The organism is Prevotella sp., assembly GCF_036570325.1.
Lineage (GTDB): Bacteria > Bacteroidota > Bacteroidia > Bacteroidales > Bacteroidaceae > Prevotella.
The window spans coordinates 94,883-116,075 of the sequence record NZ_DATCYK010000095.1; the positions used below are offsets into that span (position 1 = coordinate 94,883).

Annotated in this window: 15 protein-coding genes; 5 read left to right on the plus strand and 10 right to left on the minus strand. The window is 47.2% G+C overall.

The genetic code is table 11. The features are described from left to right. Position 1: 1 nt before the first annotated feature. Genes VIR50_RS09735 through VIR50_RS09745 form a run of 3 tightly spaced genes read right to left on the minus strand, consistent with a single transcriptional unit; the run spans position 2 to position 2,457 of the window. A complete protein-coding gene (locus tag VIR50_RS09735) occupies positions 2–700 on the minus strand; it encodes a hypothetical protein (RefSeq protein ID WP_331934930.1) in 699 nt (232 codons plus the stop codon). A 45-nt stretch (positions 701–745) separates the two neighbouring features. Continuing rightward, positions 746–1,717, minus strand: a complete 972-nt coding sequence (locus VIR50_RS09740) for a polyprenyl synthetase family protein (protein WP_331934931.1) — start codon at positions 1,715–1,717, stop codon at positions 746–748. Positions 1,718–1,737: 20 nt separating this feature from the next. Next, positions 1,738–2,457: an energy transducer TonB gene (locus tag VIR50_RS09745; RefSeq protein WP_331934932.1), complete on the minus strand. Its 720-nt coding sequence runs from the start codon at positions 2,455–2,457 to the stop codon at positions 1,738–1,740. A 106-nt stretch (positions 2,458–2,563) separates the two neighbouring features. Here VIR50_RS09745 and porQ point away from each other — a divergent pair, with 106 nt between their 5' ends. Both porQ and cmk read left to right on the plus strand, forming a co-directional pair. Continuing rightward, the gene (gene porQ, locus VIR50_RS09750) at positions 2,564–3,511 is read left to right on the plus strand and encodes a type IX secretion system protein PorQ (protein WP_331934933.1); all 948 of its coding nucleotides are present in this window, start codon (positions 2,564–2,566) and stop codon (positions 3,509–3,511) included. Positions 3,512–3,536: 25 nt separating this feature from the next. Beyond that, positions 3,537–4,235: a (d)CMP kinase gene (gene cmk / locus VIR50_RS09755; protein WP_331934934.1), complete on the plus strand. Its 699-nt coding sequence runs from the start codon at positions 3,537–3,539 to the stop codon at positions 4,233–4,235. Between the two features lie 500 nt (positions 4,236–4,735). On the opposite strand, the gene VIR50_RS09760 is transcribed toward cmk, so the two are convergent. Genes VIR50_RS09760 through VIR50_RS09775 form a run of 4 tightly spaced genes read right to left on the minus strand, consistent with a single transcriptional unit; the run spans position 4,736 to position 12,623 of the window. After that, complete coding sequence (locus VIR50_RS09760) at positions 4,736–5,107, minus strand: helix-turn-helix transcriptional regulator (protein WP_331934935.1); 372 nt, start codon at positions 5,105–5,107, stop codon at positions 4,736–4,738. A 57-nt stretch (positions 5,108–5,164) separates the two neighbouring features. Next, positions 5,165–6,052 carry a 4-hydroxy-3-methylbut-2-enyl diphosphate reductase gene (locus tag VIR50_RS09765; protein ID WP_331934936.1) on the minus strand — a complete coding sequence of 296 codons (888 nt, stop codon included), beginning with the start codon at positions 6,050–6,052 and terminating at the stop codon, positions 5,165–5,167. A 2-nt stretch (positions 6,053–6,054) separates the two neighbouring features. Next, positions 6,055–7,113, minus strand: a complete 1,059-nt coding sequence (locus VIR50_RS09770; protein WP_331934937.1) for a DUF1573 domain-containing protein — start codon at positions 7,111–7,113, stop codon at positions 6,055–6,057. A 2-nt stretch (positions 7,114–7,115) separates the two neighbouring features. Then, positions 7,116–12,623 carry an alpha-2-macroglobulin family protein gene (locus VIR50_RS09775; RefSeq protein WP_331934938.1) on the minus strand — a complete coding sequence of 1,836 codons (5,508 nt, stop codon included), beginning with the start codon at positions 12,621–12,623 and terminating at the stop codon, positions 7,116–7,118. Between the two features lie 202 nt (positions 12,624–12,825). Here VIR50_RS09775 and VIR50_RS09780 point away from each other — a divergent pair, with 202 nt between their 5' ends. Further along, positions 12,826–15,273 (plus strand): GH36-type glycosyl hydrolase domain-containing protein, encoded by a 2,448-nt coding sequence (locus VIR50_RS09780; protein ID WP_414703548.1) that lies wholly within the window; start codon positions 12,826–12,828, stop codon positions 15,271–15,273. Positions 15,274–15,400: 127 nt separating this feature from the next. On the opposite strand, the gene VIR50_RS09785 is transcribed toward VIR50_RS09780, so the two are convergent. Genes VIR50_RS09785 through VIR50_RS09795 form a run of 3 tightly spaced genes read right to left on the minus strand, consistent with a single transcriptional unit; the run spans position 15,401 to position 19,422 of the window. Then, positions 15,401–17,455, minus strand: coding sequence for an AlwI family type II restriction endonuclease (locus VIR50_RS09785; protein ID WP_331934939.1), 2,055 nt, complete (start codon positions 17,453–17,455; stop codon positions 15,401–15,403). A gap of 30 nt (positions 17,456–17,485) precedes the next feature. Further along, complete coding sequence (locus tag VIR50_RS09790; protein WP_331934940.1) at positions 17,486–18,415, minus strand: Dam family site-specific DNA-(adenine-N6)-methyltransferase; 930 nt, start codon at positions 18,413–18,415, stop codon at positions 17,486–17,488. Then, positions 18,397–19,422 carry a DNA adenine methylase gene (locus tag VIR50_RS09795; RefSeq protein ID WP_331934941.1) on the minus strand — a complete coding sequence of 342 codons (1,026 nt, stop codon included), beginning with the start codon at positions 19,420–19,422 and terminating at the stop codon, positions 18,397–18,399. The genes VIR50_RS09790 and VIR50_RS09795 overlap by 19 nt, the downstream gene beginning before the upstream one ends. A 110-nt stretch (positions 19,423–19,532) precedes the next feature. Here VIR50_RS09795 and VIR50_RS09800 point away from each other — a divergent pair, with 110 nt between their 5' ends. Both VIR50_RS09800 and VIR50_RS09805 read left to right on the plus strand, forming a co-directional pair. Next, positions 19,533–19,811, plus strand: coding sequence for a hypothetical protein (locus VIR50_RS09800; RefSeq protein WP_331934942.1), 279 nt, complete (start codon positions 19,533–19,535; stop codon positions 19,809–19,811). 382 nt (positions 19,812–20,193) lie between these two features. After that, on the plus strand, positions 20,194–21,057 hold the full coding sequence (locus tag VIR50_RS09805) for a MotA/TolQ/ExbB proton channel family protein (protein WP_331934943.1): 864 nt from the start codon (positions 20,194–20,196) through the stop codon (positions 21,055–21,057). The last annotated feature ends 136 nt before the right edge of the window (positions 21,058–21,193 follow it).

Here is a 21,193-nt window from a genome sequence, read left to right on the forward strand (position 1 = left end):
ATCAGTATAAATGTTCTTCGTTTTTACGATAATAATAGATAACGCCGAGCTTCCTACATTCGGCAAACCGCACCTCGGGAGGCTCCGACTGGAAGTGCGCTTCTATCTGATTCCACAGTTGAAAGATAATTTCGTCGACCACGGGGCGCAGTTGTGACAAGTCTTCCAGATTCTGTTTGGTGCGTTGCATGAGCTGTTGTTGCTGGCCATAGAATTCCTTGAAAATCTCTATATGGGTCGTAACAACGCCTATAGGTGGGTTGTAGATGGGGCGACCTCCGGCCTTCATTCGGGCCTTCTCACCCGTGATGGCTTTTTGTCCCCACTCAAGCAGTCCGGCGATGGTCTTGATGTTGGGAATGCCGGTGGCCTGTTGGTCCAATCCATAGAGTGATAGCGTGGCGCGCCTGATTTCTCCTCGTTCCACCGACATGAGTAAAACCTGCAAGAAATGGCTTACATAAATCGTGGCATTTCTTTGCAGTTTATCCATCCTTGTGCTGTGTCGAGTTTGTGCCTGAAAGCTAATTCGGTATTGATCGACGGCCGTTTGCAGCCGTTCGTAGGCTGTTTTGGCCTCATTCAGTGTCTTCCAATCCACAAAACGGTTCCTGACGGTGTAAATATCGTCGTTGTCGAGCAGTGTTTTCAGTGTCTTCAGACGGGCAGAATCGGTCTTGGGTAATCTTCTGTAGGGCACGGTGGGCTATATATATAATAAGGTGAAAGGGTGTCAGTGTGGTGCTTAATAAGTGCGATTCATCATGCGCAGGGCATAACGTTTCAGCTCTTCCTTGCGTTCGGACGGTATGTTGACCGCGTCGAGGAAACGTTGGCTCTCATTGAAATAGTAGCTGATTTTGTCTTGCGCCAGTCTGTCAACCTGCAATTCGTTATAGATTCGGGTGACAGCGGCCACCTTCTCATCACGGTCAAACGTATCGGCGTTGATCCAGCGGATGAGTTCTGACCGCTGATTGCCCGTGGCTTTGTTGAGCGCTTGGATGAGCATGAAGGTCTTTTTGTTGGAAGTGATGTCGCCACCAATCTTCTTTCCGAAGACCGAAGGGTCGCCATAAACGTCAAGATAGTCGTCTTGTAGCTGGAAAGCGAGGCCAATTTGTTCGCCAAACTTATAGAGATTGTCGATGTCTGCTTGAGGAGCACCGCCCAAGATGGCGCCAATTTTAAGGGCACAAGCCAGCAGTACGCTGGTCTTGAGCCTAATCATTTCGATATATTCTTCCTCGGCCACGTCGTCACGGGTCTCAAAATCCATGTCGAATTGCTGGCCTTCGCCTATTTCCAAGGCTGTTTTGGTGAAAGTGTTGAGCACGGCCGGCAGCATGTGGGCGTCACTTTGGGCCATGAGTTGGTATGCCAAGACGAGCATGGAGTCGCCCGAGAGGATGGCGGTGTTGGCGTTCCACTTCTTATGAACCGTGGCCTTGCCGCGTCGCATGTCGGCATTATCCATGAGGTCGTCGTGCAACAGCGTATAGTTGTGGTATGTTTCCAAGGCGATAGCCGCGGGCATAATCTCTTGTAACTTGTCTTTATAGAGATTGTAGGCCAATATCATGAGGGTGGGGCGTATGCGTTTGCCACCGATACTGAGTACATAGCGGATGGGTTCGTATAATCCGACAGGCTGCTTTCCGTCTACTAAATGATCCAGACTGTCATTGATGCGTGTTAAGATTTCTTCGGCGCTCATAGTGATTATATGTAATGAAGTTATAATTTAAAGTTGATGGGAATGGCAAACATCGTGCGGCAGGGCTTGTTATCCTGCATGCCGGGTTTCCATTTGGGCATGATACCGACGATACGCAGGGCCTCGCGGTCTAAAAGAGGGTTGGCTGACTTGGCTATTTTGGCGTCGGAGATACTGCCATCCTTATTGATAATGAAGGACACAACGACCTTTCCCTCAATACGTTGTCGCTGGGCGAGGGGAGGATAATTAAGGTTTTGGGTGAGCCATTGCATGAAAGCGACCATGCCACCGGGGAATTCCGGCAATTGCTCAATGATTCTGAAGTTTAGCGGATTGTCGTTCGTGTCGATGGCAACCGGCGCCGGCTCCTCCTCATTTTTTGATTCCTCAGCCTTTGATGGGCTGCCATCGGTCTGCCCCTCGATGAGCCTATCGGTGGTGGCAGCGGCTATTTTCTTGGATAAGTTGGTCGGCGTGTCAACGGGTTTTATCGTCGGGCTGGCGGCCGGGGCTGAACGAGGAACGACCGCTATCATGTCTTTCTTGTCGTGGGCGGGCAGGAACTCGATGTCCTCGCTCATGTCGTCGAAGAGCTCTTCGTCCAGTGCCGTGGGATTGTCATGGCCGCTGTACTCAATCAAGGTGAGGAAAAGCATGAGAACAAGAACGATTCCGAGCAGAAAATAAGTCGTTCGCTTCTGCTCTAAATCTGCCGTTTTAGATTTCTTAATATCCACGATGAAAACCGATAGTTGCGCTTTTGACGAAGCGTAAATAATGATACAAAGTTAAGCTATATAATTGAAAAATACATTATCTTTGCCAAATATTTAGGGAAAATATATGAAAAAGATAGGATTCTCACTTGTGTTAACCCTTATAGCGCTGACAGTTAACGCGCAGGAAAGCCTGACGGGATACAATTTTCTTCGGCTGCCCGTGAGCGCTCATGCCACAGCTTTGGGGGGCGACAACGTGTCATTGATAGATGACGATGAGTCGCTTATTTTTCAGAATCCGGCTCTTTTGTCGAGTGTTTCCGACCGTTCTGTTTTCCTAAGCTACATGCGTTATATGAAAGGTGTCAACGCCGGCAGCGCAGCCTTTAATCGGGTGCTGTCGGATAGGGCCGCTTGGGCCGTGTCAGGGCAGTACGTGCATTACGGTACAATGAAGCGGGCGGGCACGGATGGCATTGTAACGGGGGAGTTCACCGCCAAGGATATTGCCCTGACGGGTTATTTTTCCTATTTGCTCACCGACCGTTTGGCCGGTGGTATAGCCACTAAAATCATCACGTCTTCCTTGGGAGAATACCGGGCTTTGGCCGTTGGTGTGGACTTGGGGCTTAACTATTACGTGGAAGAAGCTGATTTTTCGGCCTCGTTGGTGGCCCGAAACTTAGGCGGACAGCTCAAGACTTTTAACGAGGAACATGAGAAAATGCCCATCAGCGTGGAACTTGGGGCCACAAAACGGTTCAGGAATACACCCTTCAGGCTGCATGCCATGCTGACCGATGTGACCCATTGGGACTATAAGTTCATCTATCACGTCAAGGTGGGTATCGACGCTTTGCTGACCGAATCCATTTGGATAGGTGCCGGTTACAACTTTCGGCAGGGCCACGAAATGGAGATTGTGACAGGCGACAGTGAGCGTTCGAGCCATGGGGCAGGGCTTTCGGTGGGAGCGGGAATCAACTTGGAACGCTTCAAACTTAATCTGGCCTATGGCAAATACCATGTGAGTAGCGACGCACTGCTGCTCAACGCGGCCTTTACACTTTAGAATTAATAATTTAAACACATTTGATATGAAGAAGATTACCATCGCCATCGACGGTTTCTCGTCGTGTGGCAAGAGTACGATGGCCAAGGATTTGGCCAAGGAAATAGGCTATGTATATGTAGATACGGGGGCCATGTATCGGTCGGTAACGCTGTATGCGCTGCGCCACGACTTGTTTTTGCCCGACGGAACCATCAAGGCCGATCAGCTCGAAGAGCAGATGGGCGATATTCAAATCACCTTTCGCTTCAATCAGGAAGCCGGCCGTCCTGACACGTATCTGAACGGAGAACTGGTCGAACAAGAGATTCGTAAGCTGGAAGTGAGTGCCCATGTAAGCCCCATTGCCGCACTGCCGTTCGTGCGTGAGGCCATGGTGAGGCAGCAACAGCTCATGGGGCGTGAGAAAGGAATCGTGATGGATGGGCGTGACATTGGCACAACCGTCTTTCCGGATGCCGAGTTGAAGATATTTGTAACGGCCGGCGCGGAGGTCAGGGCACAGCGACGTTTTGACGAGTTACGAATGAAAGGGATGGAAGCCGACTATGAGAGCATACTGAAAAACGTGCAGGAACGTGATTATATCGACTCTCATAGGGAGGTATCGCCCCTGCGCAAGGCCGATGACGCCATCGAGTTAGACAATAGTTACATGACTGTGGCCGAGCAAAAGGACTGGCTTTACAAGCAGTATCTTAAGGCTGCCGAGACAACAGCGTAACCATCCCATTCCGAAAGCAGCCCTTCGGGGCGATCATAGTGGCCCTTTTGCATCCTCAAAGTTTAGCTTTGACCATGCGAAAGGGCCACTCTTGTAAATAGGGAGCTAAAGAAGTAATAAATTGTTGTTGGATGGTTGAAAACTAATTTTTAAAGGGAAGTTTTGAGAAAGAATGTAATAATGTTGAAGAAAAATCACCCATTTAACAATAATTTATTGGATTTTATTTGGAGAGAATAAACATATTGGCTATCTTTGCACTGTAAAACTAAACAAAGCAATTAGGTTTCTAACATAAAATAGCACAATTGAAAGTTAGTTGATAATGCTTGAAAAAGATTTGGTTTACAAAAAATGAAACCATAATAGGTTGAAAATTTTATTTTTGAAATAAATGTTAGACAAGATAAGGTAAATAGAAATTAGATTATAAATTTTGAGTTAATTACTGTTTTTTTCTGAGAGGATTACTTCGTGAGAAGTGATCCTCTTTTCGTATGTCACCCTTTCGGGGGGAGAGTCTTCTCGGCGTGCATTTTCCGATATTGCGCGGGCGGCATGCCGAAGTGGAGTTGGAACAGCCGATAGAAGGTCTGAATCTTGGGAATGCCGCAGTCAATGGCGATTTCGGAAATCGACATTTGCGGTTTGTTCTTCAAACTCTCTTCTGCTCGTTTCATTCTGAAACTGTTCACATAGCTGATGAAAGAGGTGCCCGCATACTTCTCAAACATCGGGGCAAAATTGTTTTTTGACAGCTTGACCAGCTTACGTAGTGTGTCTCTGTTTAGCTTCTCGTCTCTGTACATTTCTTTCTCTACGATGTACTCCTTCATCTTTCGGAATACATCTTTCTCTTTTTCGATTCTCATAAGTCTTTATTTTTGTGTACGAAGTTAAGTATAGGAATGGATAGATCGATGGGTAGATTAGGGGTGTTGGTAGTGGTTGTGTATGTAGTCACGGCATTCTTCCATCAGCCATTTGGGCGTGCTTGTGGCCCCGCAGATACCGACGGTCGTGGCATTGTCAAACCATGACATGTTGATTTCCTCGGCTCGCTCTATCTGATAGCTGTTAGGATTCACCCGGAGGCACTCATGGAAGAGTACTTTTCCGTTGGAGCTCTTTCGTCCGCTGACGAAAAGAATGACATCGTGGCGGGTGGCGAAGGTTGAGATGTTGGGCATGCGATTGGCCACTTGTCGGCAAATCGTGTCAAAACTCTTGAATTCGGCCTCCTTGGCGATGTGCTCTTGGATGTATTCAATGATGTGATGGAATTCGTCTAAGCTCTTGGTTGTTTGGGAATAAAGATAGATGTCGCGGTTGAAGTCAAGGTGCTTCACGTCGTCAAACTTCTCTATCACGATGGCTTTGCTTCGGGTCTGGCCTACCAATCCTAACACTTCGGCGTGTCCGTTCTTGCCGAAGATGACGATTTGGCGGCCTTCTTCCGGGGTGCTTTCCTCCTGATTGCATTCGTATTGCTTCTTAATACGCTTTTGAAGTTGAAGCACCACGGGGCACGTAGCGTCGATAATCTCTATATTGTTTCGGCGCGCTATCTCGTAGGTTTCGGGAGGTTCGCCGTGCGCACGCAGCAAAACTTTGACATTGCGCAGCTCTTTCAGTTGGTCATGGTTGATGGTGATGAGGCCTTGGTCGTGCAAACGCTCTACTTCCATGCCATTGTGCACAATGTCGCCGAGGCAGTAGAGCGTCTCTCCTTTGGCCAATTCTTCCTCAGCTTTCTTGATGGCCGTGGTGACACCGAAGCAAAATCCGCTTCCGTTGTCTATTTCTATTTGTATCATAGTTACTTAACGTTGATGTTGATGACTACTTTGGGCTGTTCGGGATCATTGGTAATCATCAGCACGCGGGGACGTCTTTGCTTGTTGAGCATGCCGACGTTGGCGGCTATTTTCAGCTTGGCGGTCTCGCCGGGAGCCAATTTGGTTTTGTTGAGGGCAACTTCTAAGCCTGTGGTAAACATTTGAAGGTTGCGTATTTCGAGGGTCGATTTTCCGTTGTTGGCTATCTCGATGGTGCCTTTGAGCTTCTTCTTGCCGCTGGAAGCGTCCAAATTTAATTCTTTTGCGCTAAGTTTGAGTTTGGGAGCTTGGGCCAATTGTTCATTGGTCATGTTCTGAAAGGCGGGTAGGAGAACGGCTGACACGGGCAGCTCTATATCGGGCGACACCTTAACACCGGGCGCAAAGCCTAAGTAAACGCTGGTTTGAGATAGGCCGAAATCGCGCAGTTTGCGAGAATCGAGCGTCAATTGGACCTCTCCATGATGGCCGGGTGCGATTTTGGAGGGCGCAATCTCGGCGGTAAGATAGTTGGGCAGGTGCATCAACTGTGGCTCGGCTATTTGGTCGGAGTTATTGTAAATGTGGATTTTTACGGACGGTCTGTCGCCCCGATTGATGTTGTCGAACTCTATTTCGTTCTTATCTGTCTTCAAATCTCCTAACTCATAGGGATAGTTTCCTGCGTAGTCTTGAAGTTGGTCGACCACGACTCCTTTAAGTTGGAGCATGATTGGGCTCTTCTTATCATTGGTGTAAAGGCCTATTTCTTTTTGAAAATGTCCCAATGTGGCGGCATCGTACGTGGCTTTAAGGATGTACTCCTTGCCTCCTTCGATGGAATTGTTGTCAATATTAACGGTTGTACAACCGCAACTTGTTCGTACTTGTTCTATTCGCAATGGCTTGTTGCCCTTGTTGGTGAGTTTGAATTCCACGGTCACGGGTGACCTGAAAAGCACTTGACCTACGTTGATAGAACTTTTTTCTACAGTTAGTTTCTGTGCCATTCCGCCTAATGAGCTGATGACCAGTAGTGAGAGTATAAACGTTTTCTTCATAATCATTTAACTTGAAGCCGAAGAGCTTTGTTGCGTCCGGCATATTCAGGACTATACATGCAGCGGGCCGTGCAGGTGCCGGTGGTGTAATTGCCTGTCTTGTCGATATAATATTCAGTTTCCAAAGTGTGCGTTCCTTTGGAGAGCATGTCATAATAATAGTAAGTGGAGGCGTCTTTCAACATGTAGTAGCAGCCTTGCGTGTAGCCGCTCAATTGACGTACAGGCTCCATGCAGGCTGCTCTGTGGTCGGCAATTTCCACGAAGTCGTAGTCGCGGTCGGCTGTTATGGTGATACGTACTTTGACTTTGTCGCCTACTTTCAGTGTTTCGTTGGGCATGATGACCTCACGTTTCACGGTCAGTCCCATCTGTGCGTCGGCTATGTCGGTACTTTTTTGCGTGAATTCGGCGTACACCGCGCCCCATGTTACACGGTCGGCATGGTTCTCGGCGGTGAAAGTTCCGAAGTTATTGCCCGACTGTTGGGCCTGAACAAAGCCCGTTCCGGGAAAGGCCGGGGAAGTAGTGAGCGGATTGCCGTTGAGTTTCAGGGTGGCAGGCTTTGCGGTGTTGTCGGTAAGGGTAGACATATTACCGTCGACAAATCCGTAAACGGCGTCGACACAGTTGAGCGGCGTGTCCCATTGTTGGGTGCGTTTGCTCTGCAGAAGCCAGCGTTGCATTTCCGTAATGGTGGTTTTGTCCTCGGGAGTAATCAGCTTTAACGCTTCAATAGCGGCCACCTGCGTTGGTATTTTGTAGTCAAACCATGAGTAATAAGCGTTTTTCGTGTCGAAATAACGGCCCATTTCCTCTTTATATACCGTGTATTGTTTGATACTGTTGAGCTGTTGCAATGCCTTTGCAGTCTTGCCCGAGCGGCCTAATATCACGGCCATGGTGGCTTTACCATGAATGGTGAGGTAGGTGGGATGGTCTTCTATGAGCTTCAGCAGGTATTTATAGTCGGCTTTTTCTTGGTTTTGCCGGCGTAGTGCGCATAGATATAAGTAGCTGATAGCTGCGTCGCTGGGGATCAAGTTCTTATGTCCGGCTTTCTCTCGGCGCTGAAGTTCTTTTACTTCTTTGGCCATTTGGGTTTCTATGTAACCCATGCCTTTTTGTAATATTTGCGTGGTTTGGTGTTGGGGACCGGCCAACATGTTGAGTCGTTGCAGGATTTTGCAGACCGAAAGAGTGATATAAAGGCTCTCGGGACCTTTCTCCCACCAGCTGAAAGAGCCGTTGGAATTTTGTAATTTTTTGATTTGTTGGAGATTGTTGTTCAACCGATAGCTGATGTTATTATCATCCAAATAGTTGATAAGTTGCCCTTGTTGGTCGTGTTCGTGCAATGCTTCTTGCAGCCATGGTGAGTTTTCAAGTTCTTCATTCAGGCTTTCAAACGGGCTCTTGCTATCGGTTTTGGGTGTTATAGTCCATTGACGGATGGTCTCGGCTATCTTTGGACTTTTTGAAATAATGCTTTTCGCAATGCTGTTGGCGTAGAAGGCCACGGCTTGAGATATGGCATTCTTTGTATTATCGGTTGCTACGGAAGGCAAGGTCTTGATCATCAACCATGCCGGATTGTTGGTATATTCTATCGTAAGATGGTTGGTCGCTTCTTTCACGGGGAAGAGTTGGTCGGTGTCAATAGTCTTCGTTCCTGCTCCTATTTGGCTGAAAGCAACGGTGTTGATTACCTTTTCCTTGTCGGAAAGGATGGGTAGGTAATGCTGTTCGCCATCACTGAAGTCAGAACCTTCGACCGTTATGCGACAAACCAATAGCCCACCATCAGATGATTCCATGACTTCCTTGGGCACGAAGTTGAAGGTCTCGCCTATGGTTTCTTGTTCCTTTAGTGTGATTTTTTTGCTTTGTGTGAAAACAACTTGCTCGTTTTCAGGGTTGATGAGTTGCATGGTGAGTTTGCCTCTTTGCACTTTAGCGGTGGTGTTTACCACTCTGCAAGCCAATTGAGGCGTGTCGCTCAATCGAACAAAGCGTGGCATGTTGGGCATGACCATCACCGTTTTTTGCGCTGTGGCCACGGCTTTTTCAAAGCCAAAGTTCATCTGTCGGTCGTGAGACATGCCGATAAACTTCCATGTTGTGACGCTTTCGGGCAGTGTAAATCGAATTGTTACATTGCCTTGCTGGTCCGTTTCGAGCATGGGATAGAAGAAAGCGGTCTCATTGAAGTTCTTTCTTACTGCTATCGCATTGGCTTTTGGTTGCTCGGAATCATTCTCTTGGGCTTTTTCTTCCTCCTCTTCGTTGCTGTCGGCAAGCTGCTTTGCCTTGCTTTTCTCTGCCCTTGCGGCACGTAGCTCCATGGGAGAAACAGCTTTGGCTTCCAATACAGAGCCTGCCACAGCGTAGCTTCGCTTAGGTTGTATGCCATTTACACGGCCTTGAAGGGCTGTGCTAAGGAAGAAGTAGTTGTTCCATGAGGTAGCTGAAGGGTCTATTTGGGTAAAGTCAAGTTCGCTTTCGGCAAGGGGATCGAATGGCATTTCACCGTAAAGAGTGAAGGATTGGAAATCAGTGTCTTGCCATTTGGGAATATAGGGAAGCCTATTGTAGTAGGGAAGTGATAAGGTCCAATTGTGTGGGTTGATTTCATCCAAGCTCTTATCGTACATCACCGCCATGAGCTGAGCTTTGGCTGCTTTGCCTTTAGGGTCGGTAATTTGCAACTTCCATGTCTCTTCTTGCCCGGGCGTCAGTCGATCGCGGAATGTTAGCCACTTCATGTTCAGCGTTTTGTTGGGCAACGGCTTCTCTATATATACTTGATGTGTATAGCATTGTCCGTCCCTAACCCAAGCCATGGAGACGATGATTCCATCGCCATATTCCGGCTTATACTTGAATGAACGTGTCTGTACTTCCTTGTTGAGGCGCAGATGTCCTTGCTCCACAAGTTTGGATTCGGCGTATATGTCGTACACTATGTACATGTTTTCATCGGACGATCCGAACTGCACAGATACCGGACTGCCGTCTTCAGGGAACGAGTTGGATGAAGCGATGAACCAGTCATGCGTTTCTATCGGTGCGGTTTTATCCTTAAATGAATAAATAACAAAAGAATGATGAAGGGTGTCTGAACCGCAAACAGCTTGCAACTGATGGCGTCCCGAGGCCAAGTTTAGTTTGTCTAAAGCAATATCTAAGTTACTCAGCGCTTGGTATGACTTACCATCGATGGTGTAATAAACGGCTGAAGTCAGCTCTTCTTCAAGGATGTTTTTGTAGGAGAAATGGAAAGAACCTAAGTGTTCTTTTTCTAACTTGTCCGCAAGATTATGGCTGAAAATGCTTGTTCGGTTGCTAAGCGGCAGGTTTGTTGTAGCCGTGTGGCTCTCTCCGGCCAAGTCGGTAACCAATGCCTCGATGTGATAATTGAAGTAAGCGGCTTCTCCTTTCTTTGTTTCGGGGAGGAAAAGAGGTACTCTTACCGTGAATTTACCTTGACTGTCAGTAACTGTTGTATCGGGTTCAAAGTTGTAACTTTGCGCATTCGACATGCTTCTCCAATAGAAGCGAGGCTTTCGTTGGATGTTAAGTTTGACCGTGGCCCCGGCAACCGGCACTCCGGCAAAGCTTTTGGCGGTTCCTTCTAAGGTAATGGTATCGCCGCTATGATAGGCCTCTTGGTAGGGAGTAAACGCAACGTTGTAGGTTGGGCGCTTGTATTCTTCCACACGGAAGGTGCACCTTCCGTTCGCTTCTCCGGTTATTTGGAAGTTTCCCGTTAGGCCTGTACGTGGTAATACGAACTCGGTTGAGGCCACACCAAAGTCATCTGTTGTAATGGTTTTCTCACCTTGTGTCTTGTAGTTGGCGTCTTTGAGTGTCAGCTTTATGGTTTTTCCTGCGGCCACTTTCGTGTCTCTATCCTTTTGACGCATGTTAAAGGCCAAGACAGAAACCTTAACTGTCTGTCCCGGGCGGTAGAGACTGCGGTCAGTAAAAATCTTTGTTGCCGACTCATATTCATTATTTGAGTGGTAAAAACTAAGATTATCATTAATTTGGAAAGGCGGACAGAACTTGTCGTTCTCAGTAAATACTTCCATTCGGTCGGGCTCCTTGCCGCCTTTGTAGACAGCTTCGCCGTTCTGATCGGTGGTCAACGTGAGGATTTCCGTTCTCTTTCTGCTATTCCAATCGTATTCAGACAGTTTGATATGTGCCCCCGCTACGGGTAGTCCCGTTGTGGAGTTTAAGGCTATCAGTCTCATTTTACCATCGGGAAGCGGGCGTGCGAAAGCAAACATGTCGGTGACATGAAGCATCATCCTTTCGGGTTTAATATCCTTGTTGTCGGTCAACAATTCCACCATATACTCACCCGGAGCCAGCCCCTCGATAACCATGGAGTCACTCTCAATCTTATATGGTGGCAATCCTACGTATCTGTGGGTGACCGTTTGGGTAGGATTCTGTTCCAACAACTTATTTATTTTAGCGTAGTCATTTGACACATTAGGATTAAATTCCGTGAAATGAGCAACATTGAGACGGGTAACCGTCATGGTGAGTTGCTGAATATTGGTCAGTTGTCGAATATAAATCGTTCGGGGATGGTGGGAGAGCAACACGTTCACTCCCATGTCGGCAATGAAGTCGGGAAGCGTTAATCGCTTCTGGGCATTGCGCAGTATGTTCATTCTATGCCATGTTCCCCATCGGCTCAAGGCATAGTTGATGTAATTATACTTATCCGCTGTGGTGGCGTCAGTGGCCTTATCCATGAAATTGTAGCGCTCAATGGCCAGCTCACCGGCCACGGGCAAGTCTTTATATACATTGATGAGCGAGTCAATCGTTTGAAGGTATTTGGACTTCCGTACCTCCATCACGTCGGCCTTTCTGTCTTGCTGCGTTATCTCAAATGCACAGAGACAAGCTGCCGAACGGTTATTGTGAGCGGAATACCATTGATACATGGTCTTAAAATCACCCGTTTCGTAACCGATGACATGGAGAAGATCATTATAAAATATGTGACTGTCGGCCCCCTTTGTGAGCAATGGCTCATAATTATCGGCGTTAACGGCAGCCAATTTGTCGGGATGGCGCATGGCTTTCTCAAACCACGACTTGCTCAACGCCGCGCAATCAACGCCGGGTATATTTAAGTCTGCGTAAACTTTTCCCAATGCGCACTGATAGACTGCTGCCAAAACGACGTTCCGCTTCTCAGCTTTGGAAGCCTCATTCTCCAATCGTTTGAGTACAACAGGTATGGAGTCTTCAGATATGCTGGCCTTAACCTGCCCTAACTTGAACTCCGCTTTCAGCAAATGGCCGTACTTCAGTTCGGTCCTCGCTTTCTTTGCGATTCGATTTAAGATGATAAGCTCGTCTTGAGGCAAGTCCTTTGATTCCAATTCCGCGTATCTTTTCCACAAAGTGTTATAGCTGTCAGCCCATCCGATAGTGGGCATCCATGTGAAAAGAGCAATCAAGATGACGAGAAGTTTATTCATTCTTAGTAATCTGTTTACACATTATTATATATTGCAAAGGTAGGTATTTTCTGCATACCCCCAAAGATAATCGGGCCTTTTTGTAAGCTAAAAAAGCCTTTTTGAGCCCAAATTATAACATTTTTTGAATCAAAATGTTACCTTTGCAAGGTAGTATTATAAAGCAACTTAAAACTAATTCTCTTAAACAACTTTATTTATTATGATTCAGAACCCTAAATTTGGTCATTTTGACGATACCCGCCGGGAGTATGTCATTACTGATCCTAAGACGCCGTGGCCATGGATAAACTATCTTGGCAACGAAGATTTCTTTTCTCTTATCTCAAATACGGCAGGTGGATACAGCTTTTATAAGGATGCCAAATTCCGTCGTTTGACTCGTTATCGCTACAATAATGTGCCGATGGATAACGATGGTCGCTACTTTTACATAAAGGATGGCGACACGATTTGGAACCCCGGATGGAAACCTTGTCGAACTCCTATGGACTCTTACGAGTGCCGTCATGGCATGAATTATACCCGCATAACGGGTAGTAAGGATGGTATTGAGGCCAGCGCATTGTTCTTTGTCCCATTACACAAGTGGTGTGAAGTGCAAAAACTCACGTTGAGCAACCTATCAACCGAGCGCAAGCAGTTCAAACTTTTCTCATTCCAAGAGTGGTGTTTGTGGAATGCGGCAACGGACATGGAGAACTTCCAGCGTAATTTTTCTACCGGTGAAGTGGAGGTTGAAGGCTCTACCATTTACCATAAGACGGAATATCGTGAGCGTCGCAACCATTACGCGTTCTATCATGTGAACCATCCCGTGAGCGGATTTGATACCGACCGTGAGACTTTCATGGGGCTTTACAGCGATAAGTGCGCTCCTGACGCGGTCGTGGAAGGCCGGTCACGCAACAGCATAGCCCACGGGTGGAGCCCCATAGCCTCCCATTGTATAGAGGTAGACTTGCTTCCCGGTGAGCGCAAAGACTTTGTTTTCCTATTGGGTTATGTGGAAAATGAGCAGGAAAATAAGTTTGTAGAGCGTCAGGTTATCAATAAAGAGAAGGCCCATTCGCTGATAGCCGAGTTTGATACGGCCGAAAAAGTAGACGCGGCTTTCGATGAGTTGTGTGCTTATTGGGACCGTTTGTTAAGCGTCTATACGGTCAAGAGCTCCAACGAAAAGCTCGATCGGATGGTCAATATATGGAATCAATACCAGTGCATGGTAACCTTCTGCATGAGCCGTTCGGCCAGTTTCTTCGAGAGTGGCATAGGTCGTGGCATGGGATTCCGCGATAGTAATCAGGACCTCGTGGGCTTTGTGCATCAGATTCCTGAGCGTGCCCGCCAGCGAATCATTGACATTGCGTCCACCCAATTTGCCGATGGAGGCTGTTACCATCAGTATCAGCCGTTGTCTAAGCGTGGCAACAACGATATTGGAGGTGGCTTCAATGACGACCCATGCTGGCTTATTTTCGGCACGGTGGCCTATATCAAGGAGACGGGTGACTTCTCTATACTCGACGAGATGGTACCTTTCGACAATCAACCCGGCACCGAGGTGACCTTGTTCGACCACCTGCGTATCTCTATGGACCATGTCTTGAACAATTTAGGTCCCCATAAATTGCCACTCATCGGCCGTGCCGACTGGAACGACTGTCTCAATCTGAACTGTTTCAGTTGGGATCCTAACGAGAGCTTCCAGACCACCGAGAACAACAGCGAGGGCAGTCAGGCCGAGAGTTTGATGATAGCCGGCCTCTTTGTAGTCACCGGTAAGGACTATGTAGAGCTGTGTCGCCACTTGGGTAAGGCTGAAGAGGCCGACCGCATGCAGCAGGCTGTCGACGCCATGGTTGAGGCTGTAAAGAATCACGGCTGGGATGGCGAGTGGTTCCTGCGGGCATACGACTTCTACGGTAATAAGATTGGAAGTGATGAAAACGCCGAAGGTAAGATATTCATCGAGTCACAAGGCTGGTGCACCATGGCCGGAATAGGCTTGGAGGAAGGCCTTTGCGACAAGGCACTCGACAGCGTCAGCGAGCGTATGGAGTGCGAACATGGAATCGTTCTCAACAATCCGGCCTTCACGACGTACCATGTTGAAATGGGTGAAATCAGCTCTTATCCTCCCGGTTATAAAGAGAATGCGGGCATATTCTGCCACAACAATCCTTGGGTTATCATCGGTGAGACCGTTGCTGGACGCGGAAATGACGCATGGAGGCACTATACCAAGATTCTGCCTTCGTATGTAGAAGAGAAGTATCAGGCACTTCATAAGCTGGAACCTTACGTTAACTGCCAGATGGTGGCGGGCAAAGACGCCGCCCGTCCCGGTGAGGGAAAGAACTCATGGCTTACGGGTACGGCCGCTTGGATGTGGTACACAGTGAGCGCTTTCATACTCGGTGTGCAGCCAACTTACGATGGTTTGCTCATCAATCCTTGTCTTCCGGACACAGCTACTGAATATGAAGTGTGTCGGAAGTTCCGTGGTGGCGAGTATCATATCCACGTTAAGAATCCCGCGGGTGTGCAGAAAGGCGTTAAGCAGATAACCGTTGATGGCAAACCATTAACCGGTAATGTCGTTCCCGTGCTGGAAGGACGCCATGAGGTAGAAGTTATTATGGGTTAAGCGCTTAGCTCTTCCTATATGATAGGCGGAAAATTGGCCGCCTGAAGATGATAAAAGCGGAAATCAACTTGTAGGGTTGGTTTCCGCTTTATGCGTTTGGTTAGGGGCGAAAGGGGCAGATACTACTTTAGAAACTTAGCTTTAACTGTTGTTCCGTCTGTGCTTCGTTTTCAGTTATAAGGCTGACTTGCTCCTTATACCATTGCTTTGGATTTACATAGTTGTCGGAAAGTTGATAGGCTTTGTCAAACTTTTCGTAGAGCTGTTGGTAGGTAAGACCGTGTGTGAGGATAGTTTTCAGGTCTTGAGTGTTGAGCGGAGTAATCTTCATTCCTTCTATAAAATGATCTTCATCCTGCGGATTGAAGTAGGGAACATGTTTCCTTGATTTGAAATCACTGATGACATTGATGTGTAGATAAGTCGTGATGAAAATGCCATAACTGCTCATGTTACCCGTCTTTAGCAGGTGATTCCCCACATGACGTGATACGGGTTCCATTTCCATTCTGCGCTGATTGGTGCTTTCTGCTAAGGTCGCTTCCAACAGGACATTATGAGCCGGATAGTCATTCGTGTGGTTATATTCATAGACAATGTCGGCTTCACCACCACCGGCGTGCGTAACGGGTAGCAGATTAGCGTCGAGCGACAGCTTCATATAGTCTAACAGATTACCTTGGCGTTCACTTGTTTTGTACCAAATAATGCCTATTATGTATTCAAATATGGTCGGAATATCGGCATTATCGGTCACTAATTGATTGATGTGGTCATCGTTTCGCTTCTCAAAATCATCAAGAAGTCGAAGCAAGACTTTATTATCGAATTTCTCATTGATTAGCTTATTCAGACGATTATATCTGATTTTATCCACTTCGGTGTAGGCTTCGTCAATCGTATTGATGGTGGTTCCTAACTCACGGCTCAATCCTTCGATGACTGTTTGCTCATTGAATGTCAATGAAGGACAAATATCCTCGAGTGAAGAGTTGACGAACAGCAGGTCGCTGGCTTGATATGCTTGACGGTACAAGTCATCAATGGCAGCTCCAAAAAACTGTTTGGGCACAGTATCGAGCGTCACTTGCTGATTGGCAAATATGAAACAGTTGGTCAGTCCCAAATATCTGCGATTCAAATCCAAGTAGTCTTCCAACGTGGTTTTGGCCTTGTTCAGGTGCATGGTGGTATAGAAGAAATCCTTGAAAGCGGTCTCTGAAGCCAATGTACCCTCGGGGAGTGCTCGTAAATGGGTTTCGGGTGAATGTTTGACTGCCGCTTTAGATGTCGTATCAAACAGCATAGTCTTCCATTTGATGGCAATAGCAGGCTGGAAATTAGCCATCGATTCAAACAGCGAAACGATGCTTTCGTTTTGTTGTTCCATGTAAACAGCGTGTAACTCCTGATACAAAATCGCATAGGGTTTATCGTATTTCTCGCTCTTTCGGTTCATGCCGACCGATAACAGTAGGCTTTCCGAGAACTCATTTTCCATAAAGCGTTTCCTACCTTCTTGATAATTGCCTTTTGAAAGGAGAACATCAGTAAGGATTTGGTCTATCGACCCACGGCCATCCCTTAGCTCCCGAATGTGGTGGAGTATGTATTGTGTCGATGATTCATCGGTACATAGTGGTACAAGATAGCGAAACTCATCGTTTGAAAGGTTGCCTAATTTTGAAAGAAGGTAGAGTACTACGATTAAAGGCCTTACCACTGTGCCGGTATTTCGGTCGCTTAGCTTGAGCAACTGCTTGAGATAGAGCATGGAGTCTGCCGATATTCCCAGCGGTGTACGGGTTAAATAACTTCTTTCCTCGGTAATGCGCAGCAATTCACGACCCACTTCTGTCAATCTATGCTCATTGTTGATGAGGCCCATATCGTACAGTCCGCTTGTCTTCTCACGGGCAGCTTTGTACTTTACACGGTCGTTTCCTTTTGTAAAACCGTTAAAGACCAGCCAATCGTAATAGCGATTTTTAACCTCGTAAATGTCGTTCTGGCCATCTACGGCGGTCTCCCATCCTAAGTCCTTGTTCTCGGGTTGGGTCCAAAACTCGTCCAAAAGACGCAGTTGCCACTCTGTCATCTTGTTGAACCTTTGGGTTCTGAACGATGTCGTTCCTAACTTCCATAGAAACGATGTGTAAGGTATTCTTTCATATTTATCCATGGTGAGCTTGTTATCAGGGCTGTTAGGCGATTAGTAATTTGTGATGAGCACCTCCTCGGAGTCGGCCTCTTTCGTTTTTTTCTGATAGTTGCTGTAGTGGTAGTCCATGTAAATATTATGGACGGTATAGTTGTTGCGGTCTATCCACGCTTGTAAAATATCGTTATGCTTGCCCTCATGGTGGAGCACATTCGACATGGCGAATCTTATGCCGGCGGCGTTCAGACGGTCGAGTAGGGCCAAAAGGTCGAGCTCGTCCTTGAGGGTCCATCCTGACTTTTCATTGTAAGTAGCCGTCGTGATGAGGTAGGGCGGGTCGCAATAAACAAGGCTGTTGGGCGTGAGCCGCTCGAAGTTGAAGCGTCGGAAATCGTGCATTTGAAACTCATGGGGCTGCTGTCGCAGCGCATCCAAGAAGCGCACGAGCTTTGCCTCGATAGCCGTATTGAAATCTCTTTTGCCCACGGGCAGGTTGTATTCTCCCTTATCGTTGAACCGTAGTTGGTTGTTGAATCCGTAGAGTATGAGCGTGTAGAGCAGAATATAGTAGTGGTTATCTTTCTTTTTGTGCGTGTTGAGGCGCTCTCTCAGCCGTAGGTATTTCTGACGGTTGTAGACCGACACGCCAAGATTGGCGTTGCCACCGTAGAAGGCAAAACCGTGGTCTCTCGTTCGGCTCAGTTCAAACTCGTCAATCAAGGCGTTGATACGCCTTATAATGGTGGTGTTGCTCATGCGTTGAAGTGCTTTGAGCAGGCGGATGAGCGGTTTTGAAATGTCGTTATAGATGGTATAGTCGGCCTTGACGTTCATTCCTACGTTGCAACCGCCGCAGAACAAGTCGACAAAAATGTCGATATTGTCGGGCATGAGCGGCAGCAATTGGTCCAAGATACGGGCTTTGCCACCGATGTAGTTGAGGGGAGATGCTATATAGTTTTTTATCGTTGTACGTTGCATAGGAATAATCTCTCTTGATTATCTTTATTCTTATCACTTTTACCCGCGTCGAAACCGCGGTATTCTTTGGTGAAAACCTGCACGTCACCACGTAGCGATAGAATGCGGAAAATGTCGTCGTCGGACAGCTTGGCGTTGGAACGGGTCTGTAGTTTTCGGCCGTTGTTGTTATAGGAAAGCAGGATGTACCTGCACTGGAGGTTGCTTACAAGCTCTTCCAACGCCGTGGCAGCCTGCCGGCTCTTGCAGTATTGGCTCTTCATTTGGCTGCGATCCATCTTGCGGGCTACGCCGTAAACCTCGGGTTTGTTCCAAAGTGCGATGTTTTCCAGCAGATGATAGGCGTCGCAATACTGCCTGCTGTTGTAAGGGGGGTCAAGATAGGCCACGTCGGCCGGCTCTAAGTGGGCTATCAGATTGGAGTCTGCACAGTGTATATGGTTGTCTTGATGGAGGGAATAATCGTTTTGTGGCAATCGCAGTTCCAAGTTGCCGTCGTATCGTCCGTCCCTGATAAAGGAATCATAGTGGCCACATGTGTGGGAAATGCGGTCCATGGCGTAAAAGAGCGACGTAACAACCGAGGCATGCTCACGCTCATTTACCTCGCCCGTTTCAAACCTTTGCTGTATGTCATCACGTATAAATCCAATCTTCTGGCAGGTCAGTCGATTGAAATAAGTGTCGGAAAAGTTGTCCGACATGTAGTTTTCTTCCTCGGAAGCGTCGTACTTGTTGTAGAAATCGAGTAGCGAGTTGAGCTTTGAACGGTCAATGGGCATGGGTGAAAACCAGCATAAGGCCGACAAATAATTGCTGCGCATCATATCGCAGACCACAAGTCTTTTGTCGGTGAAGGCCGAGGCTACGCTGCCCGTACCTGAGAAAACGTCGAAGAAAGACTCTACGTCTGTGCAGTGAGTTTCTACGATTTCCTTTATCCAGCCTAATAGTTTATATTTATTTCCTAAATATCTTCTATTGCTAATGTTGAATGTATCTGGCATTTTTAGGGCATTCTATGCTTGTGTGAAGCCACGGCCTATGCGGTGGCGGGACTGTCGTCACGTTCAAGTTCCTGAAAAACAGTCTCCTGACTTGTTTTAACGAACTGGAAATGAGCGGTTTTGCGATTCTTTTAAAGATAAAATCCAATGTCGGAAAATATGAACAAAGATACAATAATAATATCAGATTTGAGAAACTTTTGTTTGAAAATTATTTTTGGGCAGCTTACTTGTGGTGTGGTTGTAGGGTGGATGGATGGTGTTGGGGGGCTCGGAAAAGAAAGGCTTTTCGTCAAATATTATTACCAAAAAAACGAGCTTTGGAAATGGGGCAAATAGCTTTTGGCGTGGGCAGAATCGGTCTTTGGACCGGCGAAATGTGGGGGTAAGCATGGCAAAAGTAGTGCGCTTGTGGGGCGAAAGCACTGCTTTGACTTATCGGAAAGCCTGCTTTCGTTGGCTGAAAAAGCCGTTTTAAAGCCTTAAAAAGCAATGAAATAGGGGCCGGAAAATGGCCCGCGGAATGATTGGGAAACGTAAACAATTGGTAGACAAAGGTTTGCGAAATGGCTCAAAAATCGAGAATTTCCGTCCAATTATTTTATATTTTCAAATAACGAAGCCTACGAAAGCATTTTGTAAAATAAATTCTGACACAGCGGGGCGTCCGTTTTTCATTTTCAAATAAAGTTAAATGATAAAACCGTTATTTTGCCAAAACAAATAATATGTGTACTTTTGCCTATCAAACATTGATACTTTTAACAGTTTATGAAGAAGATAATAGCCGGTCTCTCTGTAGCCTTGTTGCTGGCGGGAGCTGTCGTTATGCCTGCCCAAGGGCAGAAGGCGTCGGCCACGGTGCCGAAAGATAGTGTTTCGCTAACCGAAAAGGCTGTTGCCGGCAAGCCCTCGGCAGACTCTTTGGCCATGGATTCGACCATGTCGGTGGCGGCTGACGAGGCGCTGGCCGAAGGGTTGGAAGAGGCTGTCGGAGGCGAGAGTTTCCATCAGATGTTGAAGTCTAAGTTTATCGAAGGTAACGCGGGCTTCATGTCACTTGTGGCTTTGGCCTTGGTGCTTGGCTTGGCTTTCTGCATAGAGCGCATACTTTACCTAAGTCTCTCAGAGATAAATGCCAAGAAGTTCATGGCCGATTTGGACGCCAAACTGATGGATGACGACGTGGAAGGCGCCATGACGATGTGCCGGGAGACACGCGGTCCCGTGGCTTCCATTTGTTATCAGGGACTGCTAAGGCTGTCGGAATCGATAGATAATATCGAGCGTTCGGTCGTTTCTTACGGCTCGGTGCAGTCGGCTAACTTGGAAAAAGGTTGCTCATGGATAACCCTTTTTATCGCCATGGCTCCCTCGTTGGGATTCTTGGGTACGGTTATCGGTATGGTGATGGCCTTCGACCAAATACAGAACGCGGGCGACATCAGTCCCACGATTGTGGCTTCGGGTATGAAGGTGGCCCTTATCACGACCATCTTCGGTATCATCGTGGCCTTGGTTTTGCAGGTGTTTTACAATTATATCTTATCTAAGATTGACCATATCACGTCACAAATGGAGGAATCGGCTATCTCTTTGCTCGATTCAGTCATGAAGTATAAGTTGAAGAAATGAAGTTGAAGCAAATCTTTCTTTGGCCTGCGGAGAAGCTGTCACAGCGCGTGCTCTATGTGCTGATGGGCTTTGTGGCTGTCGTTTTCTTCCTTTTTTACTTCGTAGGATACGACATGCCCTATTGGGAAAGCCCCGA

Coding starts and splice junctions, on each gene's coding strand:
- VIR50_RS09805 (WP_331934943.1), top strand. CDS start 20,194: ATGAAGAAGATAATAGCCGGTCTCTCTGTAGCCTTGTTGCTGGCGGGA.
- VIR50_RS09790 (WP_331934940.1), bottom strand. CDS start 18,415: ATGCAACGTACAACGATAAAAAACTATATAGCATCTCCCCTCAACTAC.
- VIR50_RS09765 (WP_331934936.1), bottom strand. CDS start 6,052: ATGATACAAATAGAAATAGACAACGGAAGCGGATTTTGCTTCGGTGTC.
- VIR50_RS09740 (WP_331934931.1), bottom strand. CDS start 1,717: ATGAGCGCCGAAGAAATCTTAACACGCATCAATGACAGTCTGGATCAT.
- VIR50_RS09785 (WP_331934939.1), bottom strand. CDS start 17,455: ATGGATAAATATGAAAGAATACCTTACACATCGTTTCTATGGAAGTTA.
- VIR50_RS09760 (WP_331934935.1), bottom strand. CDS start 5,107: ATGAGAATCGAAAAAGAGAAAGATGTATTCCGAAAGATGAAGGAGTAC.
- VIR50_RS09795 (WP_331934941.1), bottom strand. CDS start 19,422: ATGCCAGATACATTCAACATTAGCAATAGAAGATATTTAGGAAATAAA.
- VIR50_RS09780 (WP_414703548.1), top strand. CDS start 12,826: ATGATTCAGAACCCTAAATTTGGTCATTTTGACGATACCCGCCGGGAG.
- VIR50_RS09770 (WP_331934937.1), bottom strand. CDS start 7,113: ATGAAGAAAACGTTTATACTCTCACTACTGGTCATCAGCTCATTAGGC.
- cmk (WP_331934934.1), top strand. CDS start 3,537: ATGAAGAAGATTACCATCGCCATCGACGGTTTCTCGTCGTGTGGCAAG.
- VIR50_RS09775 (WP_331934938.1), bottom strand. CDS start 12,623: ATGAATAAACTTCTCGTCATCTTGATTGCTCTTTTCACATGGATGCCC.
- porQ (WP_331934933.1), top strand. CDS start 2,564: ATGAAAAAGATAGGATTCTCACTTGTGTTAACCCTTATAGCGCTGACA.
- VIR50_RS09800 (WP_331934942.1), top strand. CDS start 19,533: ATGAGCGGTTTTGCGATTCTTTTAAAGATAAAATCCAATGTCGGAAAA.